The sequence below is a fragment of the Porifericola rhodea genome (assembly GCF_030506305.1).
GTDB lineage: Bacteria > Bacteroidota > Bacteroidia > Cytophagales > Cyclobacteriaceae > Catalinimonas > Catalinimonas rhodea.
Map to the genome: position 1 here is coordinate 610,635 of NZ_CP119421.1, position 23,557 is coordinate 634,191.

Below are 23,557 nucleotides of genomic sequence, written 5' to 3' on the forward strand. Positions count from 1 at the left end.
ATTACTTACCCCTCTTGTTTGGTTCTACAACTATACCTTCTTCAGGACCAAAAACCTTTTGACAGCCTTGGCTGCTTATAACTAAGCAGTAACTGCTACCTGGTGGGACATTTAGAAACTTTACCTTTCCAGATGGTTCAACTGTTACTTTAATGTTTTTATCTACATGAAATCCTGCATCTAGCTTGCTAGGTGTATACAAATAGACTCCCCTATTTTTGTCCCATAAGTTAAATTCAAAATCATCTAAATTGAGTGGGGATGCATTGTTATTACCCATAACAAATGTTAAAATTCCATTTTTTCCCTCTTGAAATTGATCATATTCAACTTCATACTCTAAGAGTGAAGGACATTGAGCCCAACTATCACTAGGCATGGTCATGAGTAACATGCCAAGACTGATAAATAGAGTGTAAAACTTGCTCATAACAGCGTGGTTTATATGAATCTTTTTTTGCTAGTCGCACTATGGTTTTACTAAATAATATTAACTGCTATTACTATCTCTGCATCAAAAACCTGAAAAAGGTACAAGGCAATTTTTTCAGTCTTTTTTGTACTCCACTGAGATCATTGGCCTTGAAACTGCTTTTTCATAATTTTTAATAAATAGCACTTTTCTAATAGTTAATTGTACTTAGTTTTTTGGATATTGCCTATTATTCAATGTAGGCTCTGCATCTTTATTAAATTTAGAGCAATTGGGAGAGAAAATAGGATCGAGCTATGAGTGGACTAAAAAGGGGATGTAGTATAGTGGGCAAGCAATGCAGAATTTAACTTCTGCATATCAGTTTTAAGGAATATCCGGCATGATTTGATCCGGACATAAAAAAAGCCAGCACCAGATAGTCTTGTACTATCCAATGCTGACTCTTATAATAGATTGTAATATCAGCTATACAGCAGCTGTACTTATTTTTTGGGCTATCTGCTGCATTTCTTCATCAGACAGCTGAAGTTTAGGGTTGCTAAAGTTAGTATCACTCATGTCATTGATAGGAATAAGATGGATATGTACATGAGGCACTTCCAGTCCTATAACAGCTGTACTTACTCGTTCACACGGAATTACCTTATCTATCTTTGATGCTACCTCTTTAGCAAATAAATGAAGCTTAATGTATGTATCCTCATCCAGGTCAAAAAGATAATCTACCTCCTTTTTGGGCACTACTAATGTATGTCCTTTGGTAAGAGGCCTGATATCCAGAAAGGCTATGGCATCCTCGTTTTCTGCTACGATATGCGCAGGAATTTCACGCTTGATAATTTTTGTGAAAATACTAGGCATAAGCTATTTATAAAGAGATATCTACAATTTTAAACTTCATGGTGCCAGCTGGCGCTTTTATTTCGGCGGTGTCTCCCACTTTCTTGCCCAGCAGCCCTTTGCCAATAGGTGATTTCACCGAAATTTTTCCGGTCTTAAGATCTGCCTCCTCTTCAGAAACGAGGGTATAGGTCATTTCAGCACCATTTTGCTGGTTTTTGATTTTAACTTTGGAAAGAATAGATACTTTAGAAGTATCCAATTTAGACTCATCCAGTACTCTTGCGTTTCCTACCACCTCTTCTAGTTTGGCAATCTTCATTTCCAGCAAACCTTGGGCATCCTTAGCCGCATCATACTCGGCATTTTCACTAAGGTCACCTTTGTCACGAGCTTCTGCAATCTGTTTTGCGATATCTGTTCTTCCTTTGGTTTTCAGTTCATTAAGCTCATCTTTCAGCTTCTGTAATCCTTCTTGTGTGTAATAAGATATTTGTGCCATACTTATTGATGTTTAATCATGTACCACTAAAAAAACAAAAGAACGGCATACAAAAGCAGCCGTTTCTAATGGTATTGTTATTAAATAAAATATTTCTTTGTTAGTGTGCTTCTGTCTGAAGCCTCTCGCAGTGCGTTACCAAGAGCGTAAAAATAGAGAAATTAGCCAAAATTTCAACGAAAAATATAAAATCAGCCCTTGCTGCCTGCCTTATCTAGTCAATATACTAAGTTTTCGCAAAAAATGTTCTTTTATTTTTAATGGCTGCTTAAACCAGTATAATTGAACGGAGTAATGGCTAACAACTCCTGTTTAATGGTATCACTCACTTCCAGTGTCTGGATAAACTGTTTAATAGTAGCTTCAGTAATTTTTTCCTGCTTGCGAGTTAAGCCTTTGAGCGCTTCATAGGGTTGAGGATAAGCTTCGCGGCGGAGTACCGTTTGAATAGCCTCTGCCACTACTGCCCAGTTCTCTTCCAGGTCGTCTTTAATTGCCTCTTCATTAATTTCAATCTTGCCCAATCCTTTAAGCAGAGAGTGTAAAGAGATTAGCATGTGGCTGAGGGGCATACCTACATTTCTTAATACTGTAGAGTCTGTAAGGTCGCGCTGCAAACGAGAAATAGGTAGCTTTGACGACATATGCTCAAAAAGTGCATTGGCAATACCAAGATTACCTTCTGCATTTTCAAAGTCAATAGGGTTTACTTTATGAGGCATGGCCGAAGAGCCCACTTCATTGGCAATCACGCGTTGCTTAAGGTAGTTCATAGACACATACTGCCATACGTCGCGACTAAAGTCCAACAGAATTACATTGATACGTTTAAGAGCATCAAACATTGCCGCCAGCATATCATAATGCTCTATCTGTGTAGTTGGATGACTCCTGCGAAGCCCCAGGTACTGCTCAGTAAACTTGTTCCCAAATGCAATCCAGTCAAAATCGGGGTAAGCTACCACATGAGCGTTAAAGTTACCAGTAGCGCCTCCAAATTTAGCTACATGAGGAATAGCCTCAAGCAATTGCTTTTGTTGCAGTAACCTTTCATGAAATACCATCCACTCTTTGCCTACCCGAGTTGGTGACGCAGGCTGGCCGTGAGTTCTGGCCAGCATAGGAATTTCTTTCCAGCTAACTGCCTGCTCTTCAATTTTGTCCATCACCTGACTTAATAGTGGCATTACTACAGACTCCATCGCTGCTTTTAAAGAAGCAGGTATCGCTGTATTGTTTATATCCTGAGAGGTAAGCCCAAAGTGTATAAACTCCTTAGACGAAGTAAGCCCCAACTTATCCCATTGTTCTTTCAGAAAATACTCTACTGCCTTTACATCATGGTTAGTAGTTTTTTCTATTTCTTTGATGGCAGTAGCATCCGCTTCGCTAAAGTTTTGGTAAATCGCTCTAAGCTTAGGAAAAACAGAGGCATCTACCCCTGCAAGCTGTGGTAGGGGCAATTCGCAAAGCGCGATAAAGTACTCTACCTCCACCTGCACGCGATATTTTATCAGAGCATATTCAGAGAAAAATCCTGCTAGCTCTTCAACTTTATTTCTATAGCGGCCATCTACTGGCGAAATGGCAGTTAATGTATTCAAATTCATGATGTCTGATGATTTTGCGGGTCGTAATGCCCCCTCTTTATAGATTATTGGTTTGTAATACCGCGCAAAAATAGCTTAAAAAAAGGGAATATGTGAGTGCCAGGCAGAATATCCTCCTGACATATATTTAGCTCTCTAAGTAAAACGTGGCTAATAAAGTTTTTTTGTATTGCGAGCCAATCCTTAGATTTTTGCTTTCAGAAGTCCAATTTTCAAACAATTTCTTCTTCTTGAGCGAATATATAGAAGACTTTAAATTGAAAACTAATTTTAAGTAATAGATATTTCAGGATGAGCAAACAATATCATCAATTACGTGTAAGAGAAATTATAAGAGAAACAGCAGATGCTATATCAATAGTATTTGACCAGGGAGAAGAGCGTCTTCAGTATAAGCCCGGGCAGTTTCTTACTCTGATTATTCCTATAGATGGCGAAAAAGTAAGACGTTCTTACTCTTTATCAACCTGTCCGTTTTTGGACAAATACCCTGCTGTCACTATTAAAAGAGTAGCTTCCGGTAAAGTTTCTAACTTCTTGAACGATCAGCTTAAGCCAGGTGATACTTTGGAGGTGATGGAACCTATGGGCATGTTTACCACACCGCTCATTGGTACTGAACAGCGGCACCTTATCATGTTTGGTGGCGGAAGCGGCATTACCCCACTTATGTCTATCATGAAATCCGTACTGTATGCCGAACCCAAAACCAAGGTATCTTTAATCTATGCTAATCGTGACAAAAACTCTATCATCTTTAAAGAGCAGATAGAAGCATTAGAAAAAAAGTACGACAATACCTTTAGGGTTATACATATACTGGAACAGACTTCAGCAGAGTTTAGAGCACTCAGTGGCAGAATAGAACCTGTACAGCTTGGGCAGCTCCTGCGAGAATTACCACAACATCCGCCAGAAGATACAGAGTATTTTGTATGCGGACCTAGCGGGATGATGCAAAATGTATTGGAAGGGCTAAAAATGCTCAATATTGACCCCCACCGCATTCATAAAGAAAGTTTTGTGGCTGGAGTTACATCTCCTGCAGGTAATAAATCACAGGAGTTTATCCCTTCTCCTCAAAACAGTGAAGTAGCGGACGAAACCAAATATAGCGCAGCGGAAGAAAGTGTAATTGGAGCCTACAAAACAGAAAACATGAGCGTAAAAGAAGCTCAGGAAGTTACTGTAGTGTACGATGGTGAAGAATACACTTTTCTGGTAGAGCCAGATAGCACCATATTGCATACTGCCCTCGCTCTGGATATTGACCTCCCCTACTCCTGCCAGAGTGGCATCTGTACTGCCTGTATGGGTAAGTGCACCTCAGGTAGAGTTAAAATGGATGAGGAAGATACTCTTACTGATGGAGAACTTCAGCAAGGCTTTGTGCTTACCTGCGTAGGCCATCCGCTTACCCCTAATGTGAAGATTGTAATTGACTAACCGAAAAGACCGCCGAAATTTGTACAGCGTTGTCGCATCATCTAACTTATATATTGTAGCCAGACGCTGTAAGAAAACAACTTTGTAAACGCCTAAAAAACATATTATGCAAGACATTCAAATACCTGAAAAGAAAGCCAGAACCTTTTTACCTGAAAATTTTGAGGTGAAAGACTGGGAAACGGTAGAGCCGTATTATATACAATTACAGGAGAGAGTGCTTAACTCAGCAGCAGATTTACGCAAATGGTTTCAGGACAGAAGTGAGCTGGAATCCGTACTTTCTGAAAACCTTGCCTGGCGCTACATTAAAATGACCTGCGATACCAACAATGAAGAGATTCGTGAGGATTTTAACGTGTTTATTACCCAGATACAGCCTAAGATTGAGCCGGAAAGCAACAAACTAAATCAGAAAGCGCTGGCATCGCCTTACCTGGACGAACTCAGAAGTGAAGAGGGTTTTCCAATTATGATTCGTGAGTTGGAAAAAGAAGCTGAGATTTACAGAGAAGAAAACATACCATTAAAAACGGAAGAACAGCAAAACTCTCAGAAATTCGGTGCCATCTCTGGAGATATGAGCGTGGAGATTGACGGAAAGGAGATGACCCTGCAACAGGCAGCCAACCTCCTTCAGTCTGTAGACAGGATAGAGAGAGAAGATGCCTATCGCAAAATCACGCAGCGCAGGCTTCAGGACAAAGACAAACTTGATGAGCTTTTCAGCTCTTTGGTAGGCATACGCGACAAGATGGGCAAAAATGCTGGTTTTGAAAATTACCGTGACTATATGTTTACTGCTATGGGCCGTTTTGATTACCAAAAGCAGGATTGCTTTGACTTCCACGAAGCTGTAGCTAAGGAAGTAGTTCCTATGCTAAATGAGCTGGCTGAGGAGCGAAAGGCTTCACTTGCTTTGGATAAGCTACGCCCCTGGGACAAGGCCGTTGATCCGAGCGGAAAGCCTCCGTTGACACCATTTACTTCAGGAAGCGAGCTCACAGTTAAAACAATAGAGTGCTTCAGCAAGCTTGATCCGTATCTTGGAGAGCGTATTGCTATTATGCAGGCAATGGGCCATCTGGACCTGGAATCTCGTAAAGGCAAAGCACCAGGAGGGTACAACTACCCTTTGGCAGAAATTGGTGTACCTTTCATTTTTATGAATGCCACCTCTAACCTACGCGATATGGTTACTATTATGCACGAAGGAGGCCATGCCGTACACTCATTTTTAACCAGAGATTTAGAGCTTAACAGCTTTAAGAATACTCCTTCAGAAGTAGCTGAGCTGGCATCTATGTCTATGGAGCTTATTTCTATGGACCACTGGGATCTCTTTTTTAATGATGAAGATGATTTAAAACGTGCCAAAAAGCAACACCTGGAGCAAATTATAGAAACCCTACCCTGGGTAGCTACTATAGATAAATTTCAGCACTGGGTATACGAACACCCCCAACATAGCGCTGAAGAAAGAGTAAAAGCCTGGAATGAGATTTTCGGTACTTTTTCTGATGATGTCACCGACTGGAGCGAATTGGAAGAGGAGCGAAACTACTTATGGCAGAAGCAGCTTCATCTTTTTGAGGTTCCATTCTACTATATAGAATATGGCTTTGCCCAATTAGGAGCAGTAGCTGTATGGAGAAACTACAAAGATGACCCTAAGAAAGGTCTGGAAGGCTATAAAAATGCCCTCAAGCTAGGCTATACTCGTACAATTCCTGAGGTATACGAGGCAGCAGGCATCCGCTTTGATTTTAGCACAGAATATATCCGCAGCCTGATGCAGTTTGTAAATGAGGAGCTTAATAAAATTTAAAGAACAAGCTTTAGCTTATGGCAAATAATTAGTTTGCTCAATTATCTGGTTTATCAAATTACCTAAACAGTAAGTATATATAATTAAGGTAGGGAACCCCCTACCTTTTTTCTTGCTTTTCTAAGTGTAGACCAGCCCCATTTTACGCTTTTGCGTTAACGTATACGATTAGTTTTAATCCTACGCAGATTCACTCATCAATACGAACCCTCCATTTTTTTAGGCTATACATTTAAATTATTACAATAATATTTACATATTTATAGATATGATTATAAATTTTACATAGCCAACTCTTATGAAAGAAGCAATCCGACTATTGATAGCAGGAGTATTTATACTCTGTCTGTCAATACCTAACCTACAGGCACAATCCGGCACCAGCATTTCCGGTAAAGTGCTAGATGAAGCCAACAACAGCCCTTTAATTGGAGTAAATATTCTGGTAAAGGGAAAGGTAATTGGCACCATTACCGATACTCAGGGAAATTTTGAACTGGAGGTTGAAGAAGCTCCTCCCCTTACGTTGGTAGTTTCCAGTGTCGGTTATAACCCTAAAGAGGTTGAGATTACCCTTGCCGATACTAAAGATCTCAGCATTCTACTTAGCGAACAAACCATTTTGGGTCAAGAGGTTGTAGTTTCTGCCTCACGTGTAGAGGAGTCCATTCTACAGTCTCCTGTTTCTATAGAGAAAATGGACATTCGCGATATTCAGGCAGCGGCTGCCCCCAGCTTTTACGATCAGATTGTAAACCTTAAAGGTATAGATGTAAGTGCTCAGAGCTTAACATTTAAGTCAATAAACCCCAGAGGGTTTGGTGCTAACGGTAATACCCGTACTGTTCAGCTTATAGATGGAATAGACAATCAGGCACCGGGACTCAATTTTCCGGTAGGCAATATTGTGGGTATCTCTGAGCTTGACCTGGAGAGTGTAGAGATACTGCCGGGTTCTGCCTCAGCCTTATATGGCCCAAATGCCATAAATGGTATTATCCTTATGAATAGCAAGAACCCATTTGAGTATCAGGGTTTAAGTGCATCTGCCAAGTTAGGAGTTACTCATATAGATGGCGAAGATGATGACCCATCATTATACCAGAGCTATGCCTTACGCTATGCAAAAGCATTTAACAACAAAATAGCCTTCAAAATTAATGGTGAATTTTTACGCGCAGCCGACTTTGTAGGTGTAGACTATCGTGATGCACAAAATCTGGTAGAGCGTAGCCCTGAAGGCATAAACCCCAACGAAAGAGCAAACAATAGAACTTACGATGGTGTAAACGTATACGGAGATCCACGACTAAATGTCGGACAATTAGGTAGGGGTACTGGTGCAGAAGCATTGCTTCCTCTTGATCAGAGAGGAGACTTTACACCTACTGGCTTTACCGAAAAAGAGTTTGTAGACAATACCACAGAAAGCTTAAAACTAGGCGGCGCTATCCATTATCGTATCAATGATAAAGTGGAAGTTTTGGCACAGTTCAACCAGGGTTTTGGTAGCACCGTTTACACAGCAAATGACCGTTTTGTACTAGATGATTTCTCTATCTGGACAGCTAAGGCCGAGCTAAGAGGCAGCAACTATTTTGTGAGGGGCTACCGTACACAGGAGAACTCAGGTGACAGCTATGCGGCTAATACCCTCGCGAGCTTAATTAGCATAAACACTACCATACCCGCCTATGTACAAGGTTTTGCCGGTGCCAGGCTATTAGGTTTTGATATTGACCAGTCCCACGAGCTGGCCAGAATTGGTAGCGATCAGGTAAGAGAAGAAGCACTGCAAAGTGGCCTGTATCAGCAGTTGTACGACTCTCTCAGGCAAGTCCCTATCTCTGAAGGAGGAGCAAAATTTTTAGAAAAAACCAGCCTTACTCACTTTGAAGGTATGTACAATTTTGGCGAACAGATTAAGTTCGCAGATGTAGTAGTAGGCGCAAACTATCGTAAGTACAACCTTAACTCTGAAGGAACCCTTTTTGCTCTGCAAGATGACGGAGAAGAATTTGACATTAACGAGTGGGGGGCGTACCTGCAACTGACCAAAAAACTACTTGACGAAAAGCTTGACCTTACCGGATCTGTACGCTACGACAAAAACGAATACTTTGAAGGGCAGTTTTCACCACGCTTATCAGGTGTATATACCACTAAAGGCAACCATAACTTCAGAGCCTCCTTTCAGAGAGGTTTCCGCATTCCTACCACCCAGGACCAGTTCATTGACCTAGATGTAGTATCTCGTCGCCTTATTGGTAGCAACTCGGTGCTCGTAGACCGTTACAACTTTGAAAGCAATACCGTTTACACTACCCAAAGTATTGCAGCTGCTCAGCAGGCATATCAACTAAATGGTAACCTTGATGAGGCTAAGGCCTTACTAGACCCTGTAGAGTTTAAAGACTTTGATACCGAAAAAGTAAACACCTTTGAGGTAGGCTATAAAGGCCTCATCAACAATAAACTTTTAATTGACGCTTACTATTACTATAGCTCTTATAGTGATTTTGTGGCCGAAGTAGAATTTGCTCAGACAGCTGTAGGCGGCGATGCCAATGGAAACCCTCCCTACGAAGGTCCTGCTAATCCCGATGGCATAGTAATGCAAACTGTACCTCTACAAAGATTTGGCTTTGATGTAAATGCTGACGGCACAGTAGATGCTCATGGCTTTGCCGCAGCACTGGACTATTCTCTAAACAAAGGTTACACCATTGGAGGTAATGTAGCCTATAACAAGCTGATAGATCAGGACGACCTGAAAGTACAAGGCTTTAGAGCAGCATACAACACTCCTGAGTGGAGATACAACATTCGTTTTTCTAACAGAAGGGTTACCGACCAGCTTGGTTTCAATTTGGTGTGGAGATGGCAGGACGCCTTCCTCTGGGAGTCTTCTATAGGCGAAGGAGTAATTCCGGCTTACCAGACATTAGATGCCCAGGTGAGCTATAAGCTTCCCAGTTTAAAGTCAGTGCTCAAAATCGGAGGTTCAAATGTGCTTAACGAAAGGTACACAACTTCTTTTGCCAACCCTCGCATGGGTGCTGTCTACTACATTTCTATCACCTTTGACCAATTTTTAAACTAATATGAAAGCATTACATAAACTATATATTCCTCTACTTAGCCTGGTATTGCTCTTTGCTGCCTGCGATACCGAAGATGAGCTTATAGAAGACAGGCTGGAGAACAACCCCTTACCCGGAGAAAATACCTTAAGCGGAAGCCCAGGTACCCTCAACTTCAACAAATATGTTGCGCTAGGCAATTCTCTTACTGCCGGCCTAATGGATGCAGCTTTGTATGATAAAGGTCAGGCCAACTCTTTCCCGAATATACTGGCACAGCACCTTCAGGAAGTAGATGGAATTGAGGCAGGTAGTTTTCATCAGCCAGATATCAACTCGCTTAATGGTTACAATATATCTGTTAACCAGAGTAGCGGACAAATTTTAGGTCGCTTTTTACTGGATACCAGCATACCTGGACCAGTACCTACTATCGGCGAACCCATAACCGCCTATGAGGGCAACCGAGAGCAACTTACAAATTTTGGCGTACCAGGAGCAAGAGTTATAGATGCAGTTACTCCAGGCTATGCTCAGTTCAACCCATTGTTTGCACGCTTTGCCTCTTCTGCCAATGCTTCTATGCTTGGCGATGCCGTCAGTGCGCAAGGCAGTTTTTTTACGATTTGGCTCGGTGGAAATGATGTACTAGGATGGGCAAGTAGCGGCGGTGGCGGCGCTGATGGAGAGAAAAACCCGGAAGCGGAGCAAAGCAGTTCTGGAACACTAACCAGTATTAATAGCTTTACTCAGGCATATTCTACTGCTATCAGTGGTTTGTTGGCTAGCAATTCAGAAGCAAAAGGAGTAGCGCTAACTATACCTTCAGTTACGCTTTTACCCTTTTTTAGAGCGGTTACTTATGATCCTATCGCTCTAAACCAGGCCAATGCCGATGCCCTGAATGCTGGCTACCAGGATTATAATGATGGACTGGATGCTGCGGTAGCCTTAGGAGAAATCAGTGCTGAAGAAGCTGCTTTACGTAAAATCAACTTTCAGCCCAGCAGCAGCCCGGCAGAAACTAACCCTGTAGTAATGTATGATGAAGACCTGAGTGAAGCAGATATATCTGCCGCCTTTGGAGAAGAGCCAGGAAGCAGAGTACTGCCCAAAATCAGGCAAACAAATGCATCTGATCTACTCGTATTCAATGCTGCTTTAGTACTGGGTACAGAAGTAGAAGGAGGACTTTATGGCTTACAGGTGCCTTTAGAAGATCAGTATGTTCTTACCTTAAACGAGCAAATTATTCTAAATACCAGAATTGCTGTATTTAATGGTACTATTGCACAGATTGTCGCTAATACTGGAGGTAAAGTAGCTTTGCTGGATGTAAACCGGATTTTTGCTGATGTAGCAGGTCTGACCGCAGAGCAGGCAACTCAACTGGGGCTTTCTGCCGAGGCCGTAGCAGCAGCGGATGGTGTTCCGGGGATAGCTACTGGCGGAATAGTTCTGCTTCCAGACTTTTCTCCTAACGGTATAATTTCTACTGACGGTATACATCCCAACCCTAAAGGGCATGCCCTTATCGCCAACGAAATTATCAAAGTACTTAACCAAAGCTTTGATGCAGATATTCCTCCAATAGACATTACACCTTTTGGCACTGTAGAAATAGCTATTAACTAAATTTGACTTCTTAAAAGTAAAGCACCTGATAACCTCAGGTGCTTTTTTCACTTTACTCTATTATACCGGCATACCAATACTTTTAGCAGCCTGGTAATCTACTACAAAAACCATCTCCATATGAGGTTTGAGCACTTCCTGAAAAGCCAGATGCGCAGGGTGACGCTGGTACCTGCCCAGGTCCTGCATATGCTTGAAACTAAGGACAAAACAGTGAGTAAACCCCTGATGGTGATTTTCAGGACTAATATTTAGCCCCCACTCTATATCCTTAAGTTCTTCTACTTTTTCTTTGAGTGACAGAAATTCTTGTATCAACTTTTCTATCGCTTCATCTTCTGAGCTAGAAAGAAACTTAAATAAGACTACGTGTTTAATCATGGCTTGGCATTTTAAAGTATTCCGGGTACTGAGCCCCCATCCGCTTTTATAGTTGCACCATTAGTTGCCACTGCTAACGGACTACAGAGATATACAACTGTACTCGCTATCTCTTCAGTAGTAGTAAACCTGCCAAGTAGTGATGTGCTGCGGGTACTTTTGAAAAACTCCTCGGCTAGCTGTTGCTCAGACACATTCTCTTGGAGAGACCGCTCTTTTAAAAATTGTTGTGCCCCTTCGGTATATGTTGAGCCCGGCATTATTGAGTTTACAGTTACTTCACTACCTCTGGCTACCTGTGCTAAGCCTCGAGAAATACTAAGAAGTGCCGTTTTGGTAGCGCTATAGGCAATCATATCTTCAGGAACCAGCATTGCACATTCACTGGAAATGAAGATGATCCTTCCCCAATTGTTTTCCAGCATATTGGGCAAAAAAGCTCTGGAAAGCCTCACACTGCTCATCACATTGATATTGAACATCTCTTTCCAGTCTGCATCGTCAGTCTCGTTAAAGCCCTGCGATTTAAAGATGCCTACATTATTAATCAGGATGTCTATATCCCCTACCTGCTTAATGAGCGATCTTACTGACGTCTCATCGTTAAAATCTGCAACAATACCAGTAAGCCTGGCTGTAGCCTGGTCTTTTTTAATAGATGTAATCGCATTATCTATTCTGGTTTGGGAGCGTCCGTTTATGACTACCTCAGCTCCTTCTTTCGCTAAAAGTTTGGCTACGGCCAAGCCTATGCCGGAAGTTGAGCCGCTAACCAAAGCTCGTTTATTCTTTAAGTGTAAATTCATGAGCCAATAGTTATCCCCGCATACTAGATAGCCTTGTTAGAAACTTTCAGGTAGTTACCACTTTTCCAAACCCAACAACTTTTTACCCAAAGAATTTAACTTGGCAGTATCGTAGTTTTGCTGCTCATAGTTGCGTGGATCGCCAGGAAAAGCATAACCAGTAGGTGCCACCCGGTTCTTCCATGAGTGGATTCTCCATTGCTTCAGTTCTTCATTGTCTTCTTCGGCAGGCATCATAGAAATGTACTGCGCAATTCTTACTTTATCTCCAGACCTGTTAGGACGAATACCGTGGGGCTGAGTACTATTGAAGATAAGCAGGTCTCCGGCATTCAGCTTAACTTTTACTATCTGATCTTCCAGGCCGCTTACATCAGGTTTGAAGTGGTCGCGGTCGGCTGGTTGAGAGAGCTTCCAGGTATCATAGTTGCGATAGAGCCAGGGAATACATTGAAATCCACCCATATTTTCATCATCCTGATCGGATAGGGCCAGTACGCCCTGTACATTCTGAGGGCGGGTTTCTGGGTCGTAGTCCCAGTGAATAAATCCTTTATACTCATAACCAGGGCGAATTGGAAAGTTTAGGTTTGCACGATCTATGGTTACCCAAAGCTTTTCTGTGCCCCATACATCTACAAATGCATCATATATCTTTTGTGTTTGTCGGTTATCCCAAAGTGCCTGAGTATTGTATACTTCTACCATACCAGTGCCGGCAAGCTCTTTCATCTGTATTTCTGCCCGAGGGGAGGTATACCAACTTTCCGGTTGGTCTTTGTCTTTTTCTTCAAATTCCCATAAAAAGTCAGCTGTTTTAAGTGCCTGCTCACGGGGTATCGCATTTTTTATCACTATATATCCATTGTCTACCCAAAATTGCCAGTCTTCTTCGGTGAGTACTCTTAAGGCCTGACCATTAGAACGATCATTCAGTTGTATTTTACTACTGCTTGCCGTAGAAGGGTTGCCCGGAATTTTTTCATGATTTTTATTCGGACTTTGGCGTTCCACTGTGTGTTCATTAGTGCTTCTCATGTTGTTTGCATTTAGTAAGAGAAAAAAATAAGCTGATGAAAAACTCGGAGGAGCAAAGCCTGGGGTTAAATGAAACCCTAACTCTGCTCTTCCTGCTTCACCTAATTGTTATATACCAAAAGTACCTCTACTAAAAGCCATTTTCTTTCCCTATACTACCCACTATTTGAACAATATTGATATTTTAGCCATACAATAGCATGCTAAATGGTAATTCTATGTAATTTATCAGTATGAAGATAAAACTTGAGAAGATATCGCCCGACCAGGAAAGTTCTTTCAGCTTTATGGTTAACCCCAACCTTAGCGATTTCTTTTTCTGGCATTTTCACCCAGAATATGAGTTGGTTTTTATAGAAGGTGCTGATGGAAACCGGCATATTGGGCAGCATTTTTCTCGCTTTAGAGGAAGCGATATGGTACTAATTGGCTCTTACATCCCCCATCTCAATTTTGATTATGGCGTAAAAACCAAATACGAAAAAATAGTAGTGCATATCAGAGCAGACTTTTTATCTGGAGCTTTAGCTACTGCTCCCGAATTAAAGGTAGTGCAGCAGCTTCTGAAGTTATCGCAACACGGAATTGCCTTTGGCGAGAAGACTAAAAGTAGTATAGGCCCCAGGCTCAAAAAGCTGCCAGAAATGGAGAGTTTTGATCAGTTTTTAGCTTTACTGGATATTTTTAAATGTTTAATGCACGCAGAAGATAAAGAGCTATTACATGATAAGGCAGTCAAAAACCAGTATACTCGTAAAGATCAGGACAGACTTCATGACATTTATGACTACATAGACCAAAACTACCAGCAAAAAATTGAAATAGCAGAGGTAGCAAGCATTAGTAATCTCACCAATGCTGCATTTTGTCGTTATTTTAAAAAAATGACCAAGCTTACTTTTACCGAGTTTGTAAACCATTACCGGATTGATAAGGCTAAAAACCTTTTGCTATTGGATAAAAATGTAACAGAGGTCTGCTTTGAATGCGGATTTGAGAGCTTGTCTTATTTTAATCGTACTTTCAAAAAAGTGACGGGCATGAACCCACTTGCTTTTAAAAAAGAACACCTGCAATAAGCAGGTGCTGGTATGAATTTATGCTGAAAGTTAGTTAGGCTTAGGAAGAAGCTTTAGCAGCTGGCATGTCTTCCTTAGCCAGTTTCTCTTTAATATCTGCGATAATAGGAATAGCATGTAATTTACCATTCTCAATAAATACTTTAGCGGTTTCCTCACCACCTATTACTGAGCCCCCCATGTATATTCCGGGTATATTGCTCTCGTAGGTTTCAGGGTTGATTTGCGGAATAAGCATTTCGCCATTAAGCTGTACTCCAACTCTGCGCAAGAACTTGGCATCAGGGTGGTAACCTACCATTAAGAACACAAAATCTGCCGGAATTACTGTTTGCTCTCCAGTATCCAGATTTTTGATATGAACTTCTTTTTCGGTGATTTTAGTTACCGCACTTTTAAAGAAGGTATCTACTTCATTTTTCTTTACTCTGTTTTCTATATCTGGTACTATCCAGTACTTGGCAGTTTTATCAAAGCCTTCAAACTGATGGACTACAGTTACATCTACCCCATTACGATACAGGTCCAGAGCGGTTTCAATCGCCGAGTTAGCGCCCCCTACTACTACAGCTTTTGTACCGGTGTAGCGATAAGGCTCATCATAATAATGAGTTACATGAGGGAGATCTTCTCCGGGAATATTAAGTTCACGAGGAATATCGTAATAACCAATTGCCAGAATTACTTTGCGAGCACAGTATTCTCCCTGATTGGTCTGGAGTACAAATAGTTCATCTTGCTGCTCTATGCCCTGTACTTCAGTAAATGTTTTTACATTTAGCTTTAAATGCTCTACTACTTTACGATAATATTTTAAGGCCTCTGCTCGGCTGGGTCTCAGGTTGAGAGAAGGAAAAGGTATGTCTCCTATCGCGATGTTATCTGCGCTGGAGAAGAATGTCATGTCTATAGGATAACGACGAATAGATTCGGTTATGCTACCTTTATCTAATACGGCATAGCTCAAACCATTCTTTTGTGCCTCAATGCCACAAGCCAGACCGCAAGGACCAGCCCCAACAATGAGTACATCATAAATATTCATGCTTATCTAATTTTGAATAATACTTCTTTTTGTGATTGGTAGTGCTGTGGCGGCAAATATACAACAAAGAGAAACAAGATGGTGTTCACTGTTGCCTACCCCTCCGCCGCTTTGTGTTTTACAGGACTAAATTTTACCTGTAATAACTCCTCACTTACCTCCCATAACCTACGTGCATTATAGTCATTGGTTGCTACTTTGGTTGGGCTAGCCGGCTTTTTGTTCTTAAAATACAGGCCGTTTGCAGTATAACCTTCTTCGCTGCTTGCCAGGTAAATAGTAGTTTCCGCACCTTTTTCTTCGCTAATCATAAAAGGGCGAGAAAGCTTCATAACAAAGCCAAAGAAACCAGATACGCCTTTACCAAAGTTGGAGGCAATAGCTCCGGGGTGCAGTGTATTGCTTACTGTCTGTGTGCCTTTAAGTCTTTTTGCCAGCTCGTGGGTAAAAAGAATGTTGCATAGCTTTGAGTTAGCATAGGCTTTAAGGCCATTATACTTTCTCTGCATTTGCAAGTCGTTCAGATCAAAATTGGCAAAGCGGTGAGCCTCTGAAGATACAGTAATAATATTACCTTTCTTACTCGCCAGTACTTTGTCTATCAGCAAATGGGTAAGCAGAAAAGGAGCCAGATGATTTACGCCAAAAGTCCACTCAAAACCATCTTCTGTCGTTTCTCTATCATTACCCATAATCATACCTGCGTTATTGATCAGAACATCAATTCTGGGGTACTCAGACCTAATCTTGGCAGCAGCCTCTTTAATCTGTTTTGTAGAACTTAGATCGGCCAGCACTATATCTACTTTATCATGACCACATACTCTAAGTATATCCTCTCTGGCATTTTCAGCTTTTTGCTCATTACGGCAAAGCATGATAATGTGTGCCCCCTTCTTGGCTAACTCTCGGGCAGTTACTTTACCAATACCAGAGTTGGCACCAGTAATCAAGCAAATCTTATCTTTCATAAAAATCAGATGTATTACTCCTGTAAATCTCTATTTTGGCTCCCTTTGTTTGAAAAATGAAGGAATATTAGAGGTAAACAGGTTTAGAGAAGAACTTGACTTTGTGGTAATCAGACTCACTAGAAAAATCTTATGCCAGATTCCACTCTTTACGGTTTTCCCTTTCCAATAGCGCATTGGCTTCTTTGTCTCCTCTAAACTTTTCTTTCTTTGAGTTCCACTCAAGCGCTCTGCCCCCTAGCCGAAAAGAGATTAGCCCCAGGTGCATAGGTAGCGTCATTTCGCGGGCATAGGCAAGATGGCTTTCTGGCAAAGTTCTGTTTTTTACTGCATCTACAAAATTCTGTTGATGACCAGGAGATCGCGCAATAGTCTGTTCTATTTCAGGTATGTCTTCCATTACCTCACCATTGATACGAAGCTCGCGGCGGCTGTAATCGCAAAGCAGTGTACCTTTGCTACCCTCAAAGTAAGCTCCTATTCCACGACCTTCAGCACCAGGAATCTCGGGCACTTTAGAGGTCCAGTATATGTCCAGATTATCAAATTTGTAGTCGATATTAATCCATTCGGGTACGTCGGCAATACTATTTTTAGGAGCCTCACCTTCAGCTCTCAGACTTTTTAGGCCGCCAGGTTGCACAGACCACCATACTACATCGGCGATATGGCACCAGAAATCCTGAAACATACCTCCTGAATAATCCAGAAAATAGCGAAAGTTAAAGTGACATCGTTCCGGCATATACTCAGTGTAAGGGGCTGGCCCCAGCCACATATCCCAATTCAGATTTTTAGGTACAGCCTGCACCTTGGGTTGACCTAATTTAGGCGTATCCCCAGTCTTCCAGAGGCGTACCTTACTCACTTTACCTATAGCTCCTGCCTGTATCAGTTCTGCTACGCGATGGTAATTGTCTCCGGCATGAATTTGGGTGCCCAGCTGAAAAATTTTGCCATGTCGTTCCATGCTTTTCAGCATCTGTTGCCCTTCTTTTACGCTATAAGCCAGGGGTTTCTCTCCGTACACATCTTTGCCTGCCTCAAAGGCCAGCATGGCAATCTGAGCATGCCAGTGGTCGGGGGTAGCGCAAGTGATAGCATCAATATCTTTATTTTCCAGCAGTTGCCTAAAATCGCTGTAGCCGCTTACCTTTACCCCCGGCTGTAGTTCTCGGGCTTTTGCCAGCCCCTTGCTCAGGTGCAGATTGTCTACATCGCAGATCGCTACCACGTCAACTTCAGGAAGATTGGCAAACCAGTTGAGATGGGCCATACCCATACCGCCCACGCCAATATGAGCTACTCTTAATTTATCGCTAGGCGCTACTTTTTTGTTGAAGGGAAACATGCTGAGGCCCAGGGCTCCCAAGCTACTTTGCCTGATAAACTTTCTTCTTTTAATCGGATGTTGCATAGTGTAGATTAGTGTATTACAAGAGTTGTCCGGATAGTATATACCCCGGCTCAGGTTTATTACTTAGGAAAGATAAAAAAATAGCCGATAAGAAACGATGATCTTATCGGCATAACCTAGTTCTTTGTGGGTAGAGCTTAGGCTTGATGAGCATATTTACACCTTTAACTGTTGGTTATATCGGCTTGTTAGTTCTGCTACCTTGACTAATAACTCCGGGTTACGCTCTATTCCATTACCTACTACTATTATATCAGCACCAGCCTCATAGGCTTTCGCGGCTTTATGGGCGTTGTCTATTCCACCACCTACTATCAAAGGTACATCCACCGACTTTCTGACCATGCTAATCATTTTACTACTGATAGGGCGCTCTGCTCCACTTCCGGCATCCATGTAGATAAGCCCCAGCCCTAACATCTCGCCAGCAACGGCAGTACAGGCAGCTACAGAGGGTTTATCAGATGGTATAGGTACCGTATTACTCATATAAGAAACGGTAGTAGCATTACCTGACTCCACGAGCATATAGCCGGTAGGAATTACCTCCAGATTGCTACGTTTGAGTACAGGTGCCGCAACTACGTGCTGCCCAATGAGGAGGTCAGGGTTTCTACCAGAAATAAGCGATAAAAAAAGAATAGCATCAGCCTCAGGTTCAATATGCATACTACTACCCGGAAAAATAACCGCTGGGATATCTGTATGCTCTTTGATCAGCCGGATAATCTGGCCAAAGTTATTGCCAGTAATTAAGCTGCCTCCAACAAAGAAGTAGTCTACTTTATTTTCTACTCCCATGTTAATAATACGCATACAGGCTGTATGCCCCTCAACTTTGTCGGGGTCAATCAGCACAGCAAAGCTTTTCTTTCCTTCTTTCTGACTCTCTATGAGGCTTTGATGTATTTTAGTCTTCATCAATAAGATTATTGTCTCGCAAGAATTGCATAATTCTTTTTCTGAATACTGCAATCAATATTACTATAAGCTGCTCTCTTATCAGACGAGAAACTTTAGACTCTTTCTTCATTTTCACCTTGGGCAGTGGGTTATTATCCCGCTCTTCAAACTCCAGGCTTCTACCTTTAAAAGCGCTTTTTAGTATTTTGTAAACCACATAGGCAGAAACTCCGGCTACTAATAAGCCTGCTCCCCACTCCTTTAGCTTCTGGATATCTTCTTCGTCCAAATCAATTGAGTCCTGTAAGCTGGCAAGTGCATCAAAAAGGATTTCTTTTTGCTCATCCAGTCTTTCTGTTTCTTTGCTCATAGTCATGATTGTTAAAATAAAAAATTGTGTGAACTATTAGAGTTCTTTTAAAAATTACCTGAAAAGCAAGTTATAGATGTTACCGGAGATAAGCAATAATTATATATTAAGCCTTTCCCCAAATCAATATTGCTCTTAAAGTATTCGGTTCAGGTATATAAGTATGAAAGGTACCAGAAAGAACATGAGCACTATGTACAGAAAGCCAAACAGGCGATTGCGCTGGGTGAGCTTGCCAAAACGCCCCGAAAGTAGCCCCGGAATTCTTCTTAAGGGTTTGTAAGGAAGAAATACCAGCACTCCGAATGAGTTGAAAAGAAAATGTACTAATGCAATGCTAATAGCTGCTTCTGACTTAAACAAGGCTGCAATCAGGGCAGTAACGGTAGTACCTATGTTGGCACCAATAATAAACGGAAACGACTTCTGTAGAGAAACCTTACTGGTAGCTACCAGGGGTACCATTAGCGAAGTAGTGATGGAACTGGACTGTACTGCCGCGGTAATAACACTCCCCCAGGCAAAAGATTTATAGGGATTGTTAAACACATAGTCCTGCATGTGGTCTTTAGACTTACCTATAAGGGAAGTATAAATAATCTGCGACATAATTTTGATAGCCGCAAAAAGGAGTACGAAAGATAGTATTACTAATATCCAACTATTGTCTATGGCTTCCGTTAAGTAAGCGCCAACACTCATGCTTTCCTCTGCTGTAACCTGTGTCTGAAGCTGAGGGTCTGAGGAAACCTTTACCAACCATGCAGCCATGGTATTGCTTACACCCGATAAAAAGTGGTAGTAGTATTCAAGCGGAAACAAAATGATTGTCAAGATAATGTTGTACACATCATGTATAGCTCCGGCACTGATGGCTTTTCTAAATTCGCGCTTGCTGGTAATAAAGCCCAGAGAGATAATGGTGCTGGTAAGAGTTGTACCAATGTTTGCTCCCATAACAATGGGCACGGCAGAGGAAAGACTAAGAGCCCCAGAGCCCACCAGAGCTACAATCATAGCAGTGCTGGTAGAGCTACTCTGAATAATGGCTGTAAGTAACAACCCAATAAACAATCCGACAAATGGGTTATCGGTAATAGACAGTAAGGTCTCCGCAGCACTTTGCCTAAGTGACAGGAAGGAGTTACCCATGATATCCAATGCCAGCAGAAACAACAATATCGCTAAAATCACGATAAGTGACTTCCCAAGTGTCATCAGACTATCTTTCTTCTTATTTTGTTCAATAACTTTCACTCCTGTCCAAATGAATTTGACAGCCGATACAAACTTACTATCTTGTTTTGTGATCAAGCGTGTTGTGTGCGTATACGTATAGCGTTAGAGCCAGAAAGGCTATAAAGTGCAAAGCTATGAAGCAGAAGCCAAAATTACTCGTGTTTATTGTGAAGCAATTGTTAAGTTTTTTCTTCTGTCATACTTTTGTCCTATCTCGCAATTTTATAAAATTTTGTGAGTACAGGAAAATTTTAAGAGGTTTTCTATTATTCATAGTTTTGAAGTAGAATACTTATATACTCAGAGCTTTTAGCCCAATTATATTAAACAAACCTTAGTGTGCGCTATTTTTTAAAGATTAGTTACAAAGGAAGCGAATACCATGGCTGGCAGGTGCAGCAAAACGCTAGAAGTGTACAGGGCCTTATTAACGAAACGCTTAGCAAAATACTGGGAGAAGATATTAGCGTAGCCGGTAGCGGACGTACAGACACTGGCGTACATGCCCTGGAGCAGTATGCACATTTTGATACGCCACAGCTATTAGACTTACAGCAACATTTGTATCGTTTTAATGCCCTTTTGCCAGACGATATTGTCGTACACGAAATATTGCCGGTACAGAAAAACGCACATGCCCGTTTTGATGCTCAGTTAAGAAGTTATCAATACCATATTCACCAGGAAAAAAATGCTTTTCTAAAGGGCTATAGCTATTACTTCCGCCCAGAACTTGATATACTGCTAATGAACCAGGCGGCAACAAAACTAGCTTGCGGCCAAGAACAGGATTATGCCTGCTTTAATAAGTCGGGCGGAGGTCAGGAAAATACCCTGTGCCGTATAGATCAGGCACATTGGCTGCAGAAAGAGAATAGTAGGCTGGTCTTTCATATTTCTGCTAACCGTTTTTTAAGAAATATGGTAAGAGCTATAGTAGGCACCATGCTGGATATTGGAAGCCGAAGAATAAGCCTGGAGCAGTTTGATGAAATTTTGCATAGCGGAAAGCGTAGCAAAGCTGGTCGTTCGGTACCAGCAGAAGGCCTCTACCTGAGTGAGGTCTGCTACCCGGAAGAAATTTTTACCGTTGTCTCGTCATTTCGTACAACTTAGCAGCAGCTTTTGAGTATTAATAGTTATGAATAAAGAAAAAACCAGCAGTGGCGACATTATTGACCTTGATGTACTCCGCAGGATATTTCAGTTCGTAAAGCCTTATAAGTTTCGCTTTTACAGTCTGGTAGCCCTTACCATACTGGTTGCTTTTCTGGCTCCAGCCCTACCCTTTTTAGTACAAAAAGCGATAGATGGCTATATACTTGCCGGTGATTATCAGGGGCTGGTGTATATGACTATAGCTCTGGTATCGCTCTTAGTAGTACAGGGTGTAGTGCAGTATTTGCATACCTTTTTATCTGGCTGGTTAGGTCAGCATGTAATTAAAGATATACGTATTAAGCTCTATCAGCATCTGCTTAACCTCAGACTCAAATATTTTGACAATACACCCATTGGTAGGCTGGTTACCCGAAACGTATCTGACATTGAAACCCTATCCGATATTTTTAGCCAGGGTGTGGCAGCTATTATTGGCGACTTCTTACAAATTATTGTCATACTTAGCGTCATGCTCTACATAGATTGGGAGCTTACTTTAGTGAGTTTGTCTACGCTTCCTCTGCTCATTTTAAGCACTTATGTATTCAAAGAAAAAATAAAGGTAGCTTTTAACGATGTGCGAAATGCTGTATCTAACCTTAACTCTTTTGTACAGGAACATATTACCGGCATGAGCATCGTACAAATATTTGGTAGCGAGAAGCTTGAGTCTGACCGGTTTAAAGAAATTAATGAAGAACATAAACAGGCACACCTTAAGTCTGTAATGTACTACTCTATTTACTACCCTGTGGCTGAAGTCATACAGGCTACTGGCATTGGTCTATTGGTATGGTACGGGGCGCGCGGCGTACTTAATGATGACGTAACTATTGGTATTTTGATAGCCTTTATTATGTACATCAATATGTTTTTCCGCCCGATTCGGCAAATAGCTGACCGCTTCAACACCCTTCAGCTAGGTATCGTAAGTTCTTCCCGGATTCTTAAAATTCTGGATAGCAATGAGCATATCCCTAATAATGGAACTCATGCTCCTGACCATATTAATGGTGAGGTGGTCTTTAACAACGTCTGGTTTGCCTACAACGAAAGGGACTATGTGCTCAAAGATATCAACTTTGATGTAAAGCCAGGCGAAACCCTGGCATTGGTAGGCGCTACCGGTGCCGGCAAATCTTCAGTGATCAACCTTCTGAATCGTTTTTATGATATTAAGCGCGGAGATATACTGATAGACGGTGTAGAAATTAAAGAATATGATCTGAACATTCTGAGGCATCATATCGGTGTAGTATTGCAGGATGTATTTCTGTTCTCCGATACGATAGAAAAAAATATTACCCTCGGAAACCCTGACATTAGCCGTGAAAAAGTAATTGAAGCCGCTGAACTGGTAGGGGCACGTAAATTTATTGAGCGCCTGCCCGGAGGATTTGATTATAATGTTATGGAAAGGGGCGCTACACTCTCTGTAGGCCAACGCCAACTGATTTCTTTTGTAAGAGCAATGGTTTATAACCCTAAAATTATTGTTCTGGATGAGGCAACTTCATCAGTAGATACTGAAACAGAAGAGCTGATACAGGAAGCGGTAGCCAAACTGATGAAGGGAAGAACCTCAATTGTTATTGCCCACCGTTTGTCTACGATACAGAGTGCCGATCAGATTATAGTTCTGGACCATGGCGAAATCAAAGAGAAAGGAACACATCAGGAGCTTTTAGATCTGAAAGGCTATTATGCTCAGCTCCACCAGATGCAATACAAGGAGGTAGTTTAATCCACTACCCCCCTCTTCTACAG

General features: G+C 41.7%; 20 protein-coding genes. 7 read left to right on the forward strand and 13 right to left on the reverse strand.

The window, feature by feature from the left end; genetic code table 11:
- Position 1: 1 nt before the first annotated feature.
- The 4 genes from PZB74_RS02685 to purB all read right to left on the reverse strand — a co-directional run bounded on the left by PZB74_RS02685 (position 2) and on the right by purB (position 3,388).
- Positions 2–430, reverse strand: coding sequence for a hypothetical protein (locus tag PZB74_RS02685; protein WP_302240554.1), 429 nt, complete (start codon positions 428–430; stop codon positions 2–4).
- A gap of 471 nt (positions 431–901) precedes the next feature.
- A complete protein-coding gene (locus PZB74_RS02690; RefSeq protein WP_302240556.1) occupies positions 902–1,297 on the reverse strand; it encodes an HIT family protein in 396 nt (131 codons plus the stop codon).
- A 7-nt stretch (positions 1,298–1,304) separates the two neighbouring features.
- Entirely contained in the window at positions 1,305–1,778 is a 474-nt protein-coding gene (greA, locus tag PZB74_RS02695; protein ID WP_302240558.1) for a transcription elongation factor GreA, read from the reverse strand.
- 257 nt (positions 1,779–2,035) lie between these two features.
- Positions 2,036–3,388, reverse strand: a complete 1,353-nt coding sequence (gene purB / locus PZB74_RS02700) for an adenylosuccinate lyase (protein ID WP_302240560.1) — start codon at positions 3,386–3,388, stop codon at positions 2,036–2,038.
- A gap of 291 nt (positions 3,389–3,679) precedes the next feature.
- On the opposite strand from purB, the gene PZB74_RS02705 reads away from it, so the two are divergent.
- The 4 genes from PZB74_RS02705 to PZB74_RS02720 all read left to right on the forward strand — a co-directional run bounded on the left by PZB74_RS02705 (position 3,680) and on the right by PZB74_RS02720 (position 11,380).
- On the forward strand, positions 3,680–4,834 hold the full coding sequence (locus PZB74_RS02705; RefSeq protein WP_302240561.1) for a ferredoxin--NADP reductase: 1,155 nt from the start codon (positions 3,680–3,682) through the stop codon (positions 4,832–4,834).
- A gap of 106 nt (positions 4,835–4,940) precedes the next feature.
- Positions 4,941–6,662, forward strand: coding sequence for a M3 family oligoendopeptidase (locus PZB74_RS02710; protein ID WP_302240563.1), 1,722 nt, complete (start codon positions 4,941–4,943; stop codon positions 6,660–6,662).
- 298 nt (positions 6,663–6,960) lie between these two features.
- The gene (locus PZB74_RS02715) at positions 6,961–9,765 is read left to right on the forward strand and encodes a TonB-dependent receptor (RefSeq protein ID WP_302240566.1); all 2,805 of its coding nucleotides are present in this window, start codon (positions 6,961–6,963) and stop codon (positions 9,763–9,765) included.
- A gap of 1 nt (position 9,766) precedes the next feature.
- The gene (locus PZB74_RS02720) at positions 9,767–11,380 is read left to right on the forward strand and encodes an SGNH/GDSL hydrolase family protein (RefSeq protein WP_302240568.1); all 1,614 of its coding nucleotides are present in this window, start codon (positions 9,767–9,769) and stop codon (positions 11,378–11,380) included.
- Positions 11,381–11,440: 60 nt separating this feature from the next.
- Here the strand turns inward: PZB74_RS02720 and PZB74_RS02725 are convergent, their stop codons facing one another.
- Genes PZB74_RS02725 through PZB74_RS02735 form a run of 3 tightly spaced genes read right to left on the reverse strand, consistent with a single transcriptional unit; the run spans position 11,441 to position 13,605 of the window.
- On the reverse strand, positions 11,441–11,761 hold the full coding sequence (locus PZB74_RS02725; protein ID WP_302240570.1) for a Dabb family protein: 321 nt from the start codon (positions 11,759–11,761) through the stop codon (positions 11,441–11,443).
- Between the two features lie 11 nt (positions 11,762–11,772).
- Positions 11,773–12,567 carry an SDR family NAD(P)-dependent oxidoreductase gene (locus tag PZB74_RS02730; protein WP_302240572.1) on the reverse strand — a complete coding sequence of 265 codons (795 nt, stop codon included), beginning with the start codon at positions 12,565–12,567 and terminating at the stop codon, positions 11,773–11,775.
- A gap of 54 nt (positions 12,568–12,621) precedes the next feature.
- Complete coding sequence (locus PZB74_RS02735; protein ID WP_302240573.1) at positions 12,622–13,605, reverse strand: phytanoyl-CoA dioxygenase family protein; 984 nt, start codon at positions 13,603–13,605, stop codon at positions 12,622–12,624.
- 233 nt (positions 13,606–13,838) lie between these two features.
- Between PZB74_RS02735 and PZB74_RS02740 the strand changes: the two genes are divergently transcribed.
- On the forward strand, positions 13,839–14,684 hold the full coding sequence (locus tag PZB74_RS02740; RefSeq protein WP_302240575.1) for a helix-turn-helix domain-containing protein: 846 nt from the start codon (positions 13,839–13,841) through the stop codon (positions 14,682–14,684).
- Positions 14,685–14,724: 40 nt separating this feature from the next.
- On the opposite strand, the gene PZB74_RS02745 is transcribed toward PZB74_RS02740, so the two are convergent.
- The 6 genes from PZB74_RS02745 to PZB74_RS02770 all read right to left on the reverse strand — a co-directional run bounded on the left by PZB74_RS02745 (position 14,725) and on the right by PZB74_RS02770 (position 20,647).
- Positions 14,725–15,729, reverse strand: a complete 1,005-nt coding sequence (locus tag PZB74_RS02745) for a YpdA family putative bacillithiol disulfide reductase (RefSeq protein ID WP_302240577.1) — start codon at positions 15,727–15,729, stop codon at positions 14,725–14,727.
- Positions 15,730–15,824: 95 nt separating this feature from the next.
- Positions 15,825–16,700, reverse strand: a complete 876-nt coding sequence (locus PZB74_RS02750) for an SDR family oxidoreductase (RefSeq protein ID WP_302240579.1) — start codon at positions 16,698–16,700, stop codon at positions 15,825–15,827.
- 130 nt (positions 16,701–16,830) lie between these two features.
- Positions 16,831–18,117, reverse strand: a complete 1,287-nt coding sequence (locus PZB74_RS02755) for a Gfo/Idh/MocA family protein (RefSeq protein WP_302240582.1) — start codon at positions 18,115–18,117, stop codon at positions 16,831–16,833.
- A gap of 156 nt (positions 18,118–18,273) precedes the next feature.
- A complete protein-coding gene (locus PZB74_RS02760; RefSeq protein ID WP_302240584.1) occupies positions 18,274–19,038 on the reverse strand; it encodes a phosphoglycerol geranylgeranyltransferase in 765 nt (254 codons plus the stop codon).
- Positions 19,028–19,390 carry a hypothetical protein gene (locus PZB74_RS02765; RefSeq protein WP_302240586.1) on the reverse strand — a complete coding sequence of 121 codons (363 nt, stop codon included), beginning with the start codon at positions 19,388–19,390 and terminating at the stop codon, positions 19,028–19,030. Before PZB74_RS02765 ends, PZB74_RS02760 begins: the two co-directional genes overlap by 11 nt.
- Positions 19,391–19,525: 135 nt before the next feature.
- A complete protein-coding gene (locus PZB74_RS02770) occupies positions 19,526–20,647 on the reverse strand; it encodes a Na/Pi symporter (protein ID WP_302240588.1) in 1,122 nt (373 codons plus the stop codon).
- 321 nt (positions 20,648–20,968) lie between these two features.
- On the opposite strand from PZB74_RS02770, the gene truA reads away from it, so the two are divergent.
- Positions 20,969–21,745: a tRNA pseudouridine(38-40) synthase TruA gene (gene truA / locus PZB74_RS02775; RefSeq protein WP_302240590.1), complete on the forward strand. Its 777-nt coding sequence runs from the start codon at positions 20,969–20,971 to the stop codon at positions 21,743–21,745.
- 25 nt (positions 21,746–21,770) lie between these two features.
- Entirely contained in the window at positions 21,771–23,534 is a 1,764-nt protein-coding gene (locus PZB74_RS02780) for an ABC transporter ATP-binding protein (protein WP_302240592.1), read from the forward strand.
- The last annotated feature ends 23 nt before the right edge of the window (positions 23,535–23,557 follow it).

Bases quoted from the DNA above. Each gene is read 5' to 3' on its own strand.
- PZB74_RS02685 (WP_302240554.1), bottom strand. From the start codon at position 430: ATGAGCAAGTTTTACACTCTATTTATCAGTCTTGGCATGTTACTCATG.
- PZB74_RS02690 (WP_302240556.1), bottom strand. From the start codon at position 1,297: ATGCCTAGTATTTTCACAAAAATTATCAAGCGTGAAATTCCTGCGCAT.
- greA (WP_302240558.1), bottom strand. From the start codon at position 1,778: ATGGCACAAATATCTTATTACACACAAGAAGGATTACAGAAGCTGAAA.
- purB (WP_302240560.1), bottom strand. From the start codon at position 3,388: ATGAATTTGAATACATTAACTGCCATTTCGCCAGTAGATGGCCGCTAT.
- PZB74_RS02705 (WP_302240561.1), top strand. From the start codon at position 3,680: ATGAGCAAACAATATCATCAATTACGTGTAAGAGAAATTATAAGAGAA.
- PZB74_RS02710 (WP_302240563.1), top strand. From the start codon at position 4,941: ATGCAAGACATTCAAATACCTGAAAAGAAAGCCAGAACCTTTTTACCT.
- PZB74_RS02715 (WP_302240566.1), top strand. From the start codon at position 6,961: ATGAAAGAAGCAATCCGACTATTGATAGCAGGAGTATTTATACTCTGT.
- PZB74_RS02720 (WP_302240568.1), top strand. From the start codon at position 9,767: ATGAAAGCATTACATAAACTATATATTCCTCTACTTAGCCTGGTATTG.
- PZB74_RS02725 (WP_302240570.1), bottom strand. From the start codon at position 11,761: ATGATTAAACACGTAGTCTTATTTAAGTTTCTTTCTAGCTCAGAAGAT.
- PZB74_RS02730 (WP_302240572.1), bottom strand. From the start codon at position 12,567: ATGAATTTACACTTAAAGAATAAACGAGCTTTGGTTAGCGGCTCAACT.
- PZB74_RS02735 (WP_302240573.1), bottom strand. From the start codon at position 13,605: ATGAGAAGCACTAATGAACACACAGTGGAACGCCAAAGTCCGAATAAA.
- PZB74_RS02740 (WP_302240575.1), top strand. From the start codon at position 13,839: ATGAAGATAAAACTTGAGAAGATATCGCCCGACCAGGAAAGTTCTTTC.
- PZB74_RS02745 (WP_302240577.1), bottom strand. From the start codon at position 15,729: ATGAATATTTATGATGTACTCATTGTTGGGGCTGGTCCTTGCGGTCTG.
- PZB74_RS02750 (WP_302240579.1), bottom strand. From the start codon at position 16,700: ATGAAAGATAAGATTTGCTTGATTACTGGTGCCAACTCTGGTATTGGT.
- PZB74_RS02755 (WP_302240582.1), bottom strand. From the start codon at position 18,117: ATGCAACATCCGATTAAAAGAAGAAAGTTTATCAGGCAAAGTAGCTTG.
- PZB74_RS02760 (WP_302240584.1), bottom strand. From the start codon at position 19,038: ATGAAGACTAAAATACATCAAAGCCTCATAGAGAGTCAGAAAGAAGGA.
- PZB74_RS02765 (WP_302240586.1), bottom strand. From the start codon at position 19,390: ATGAGCAAAGAAACAGAAAGACTGGATGAGCAAAAAGAAATCCTTTTT.
- PZB74_RS02780 (WP_302240592.1), top strand. From the start codon at position 21,771: ATGAATAAAGAAAAAACCAGCAGTGGCGACATTATTGACCTTGATGTA.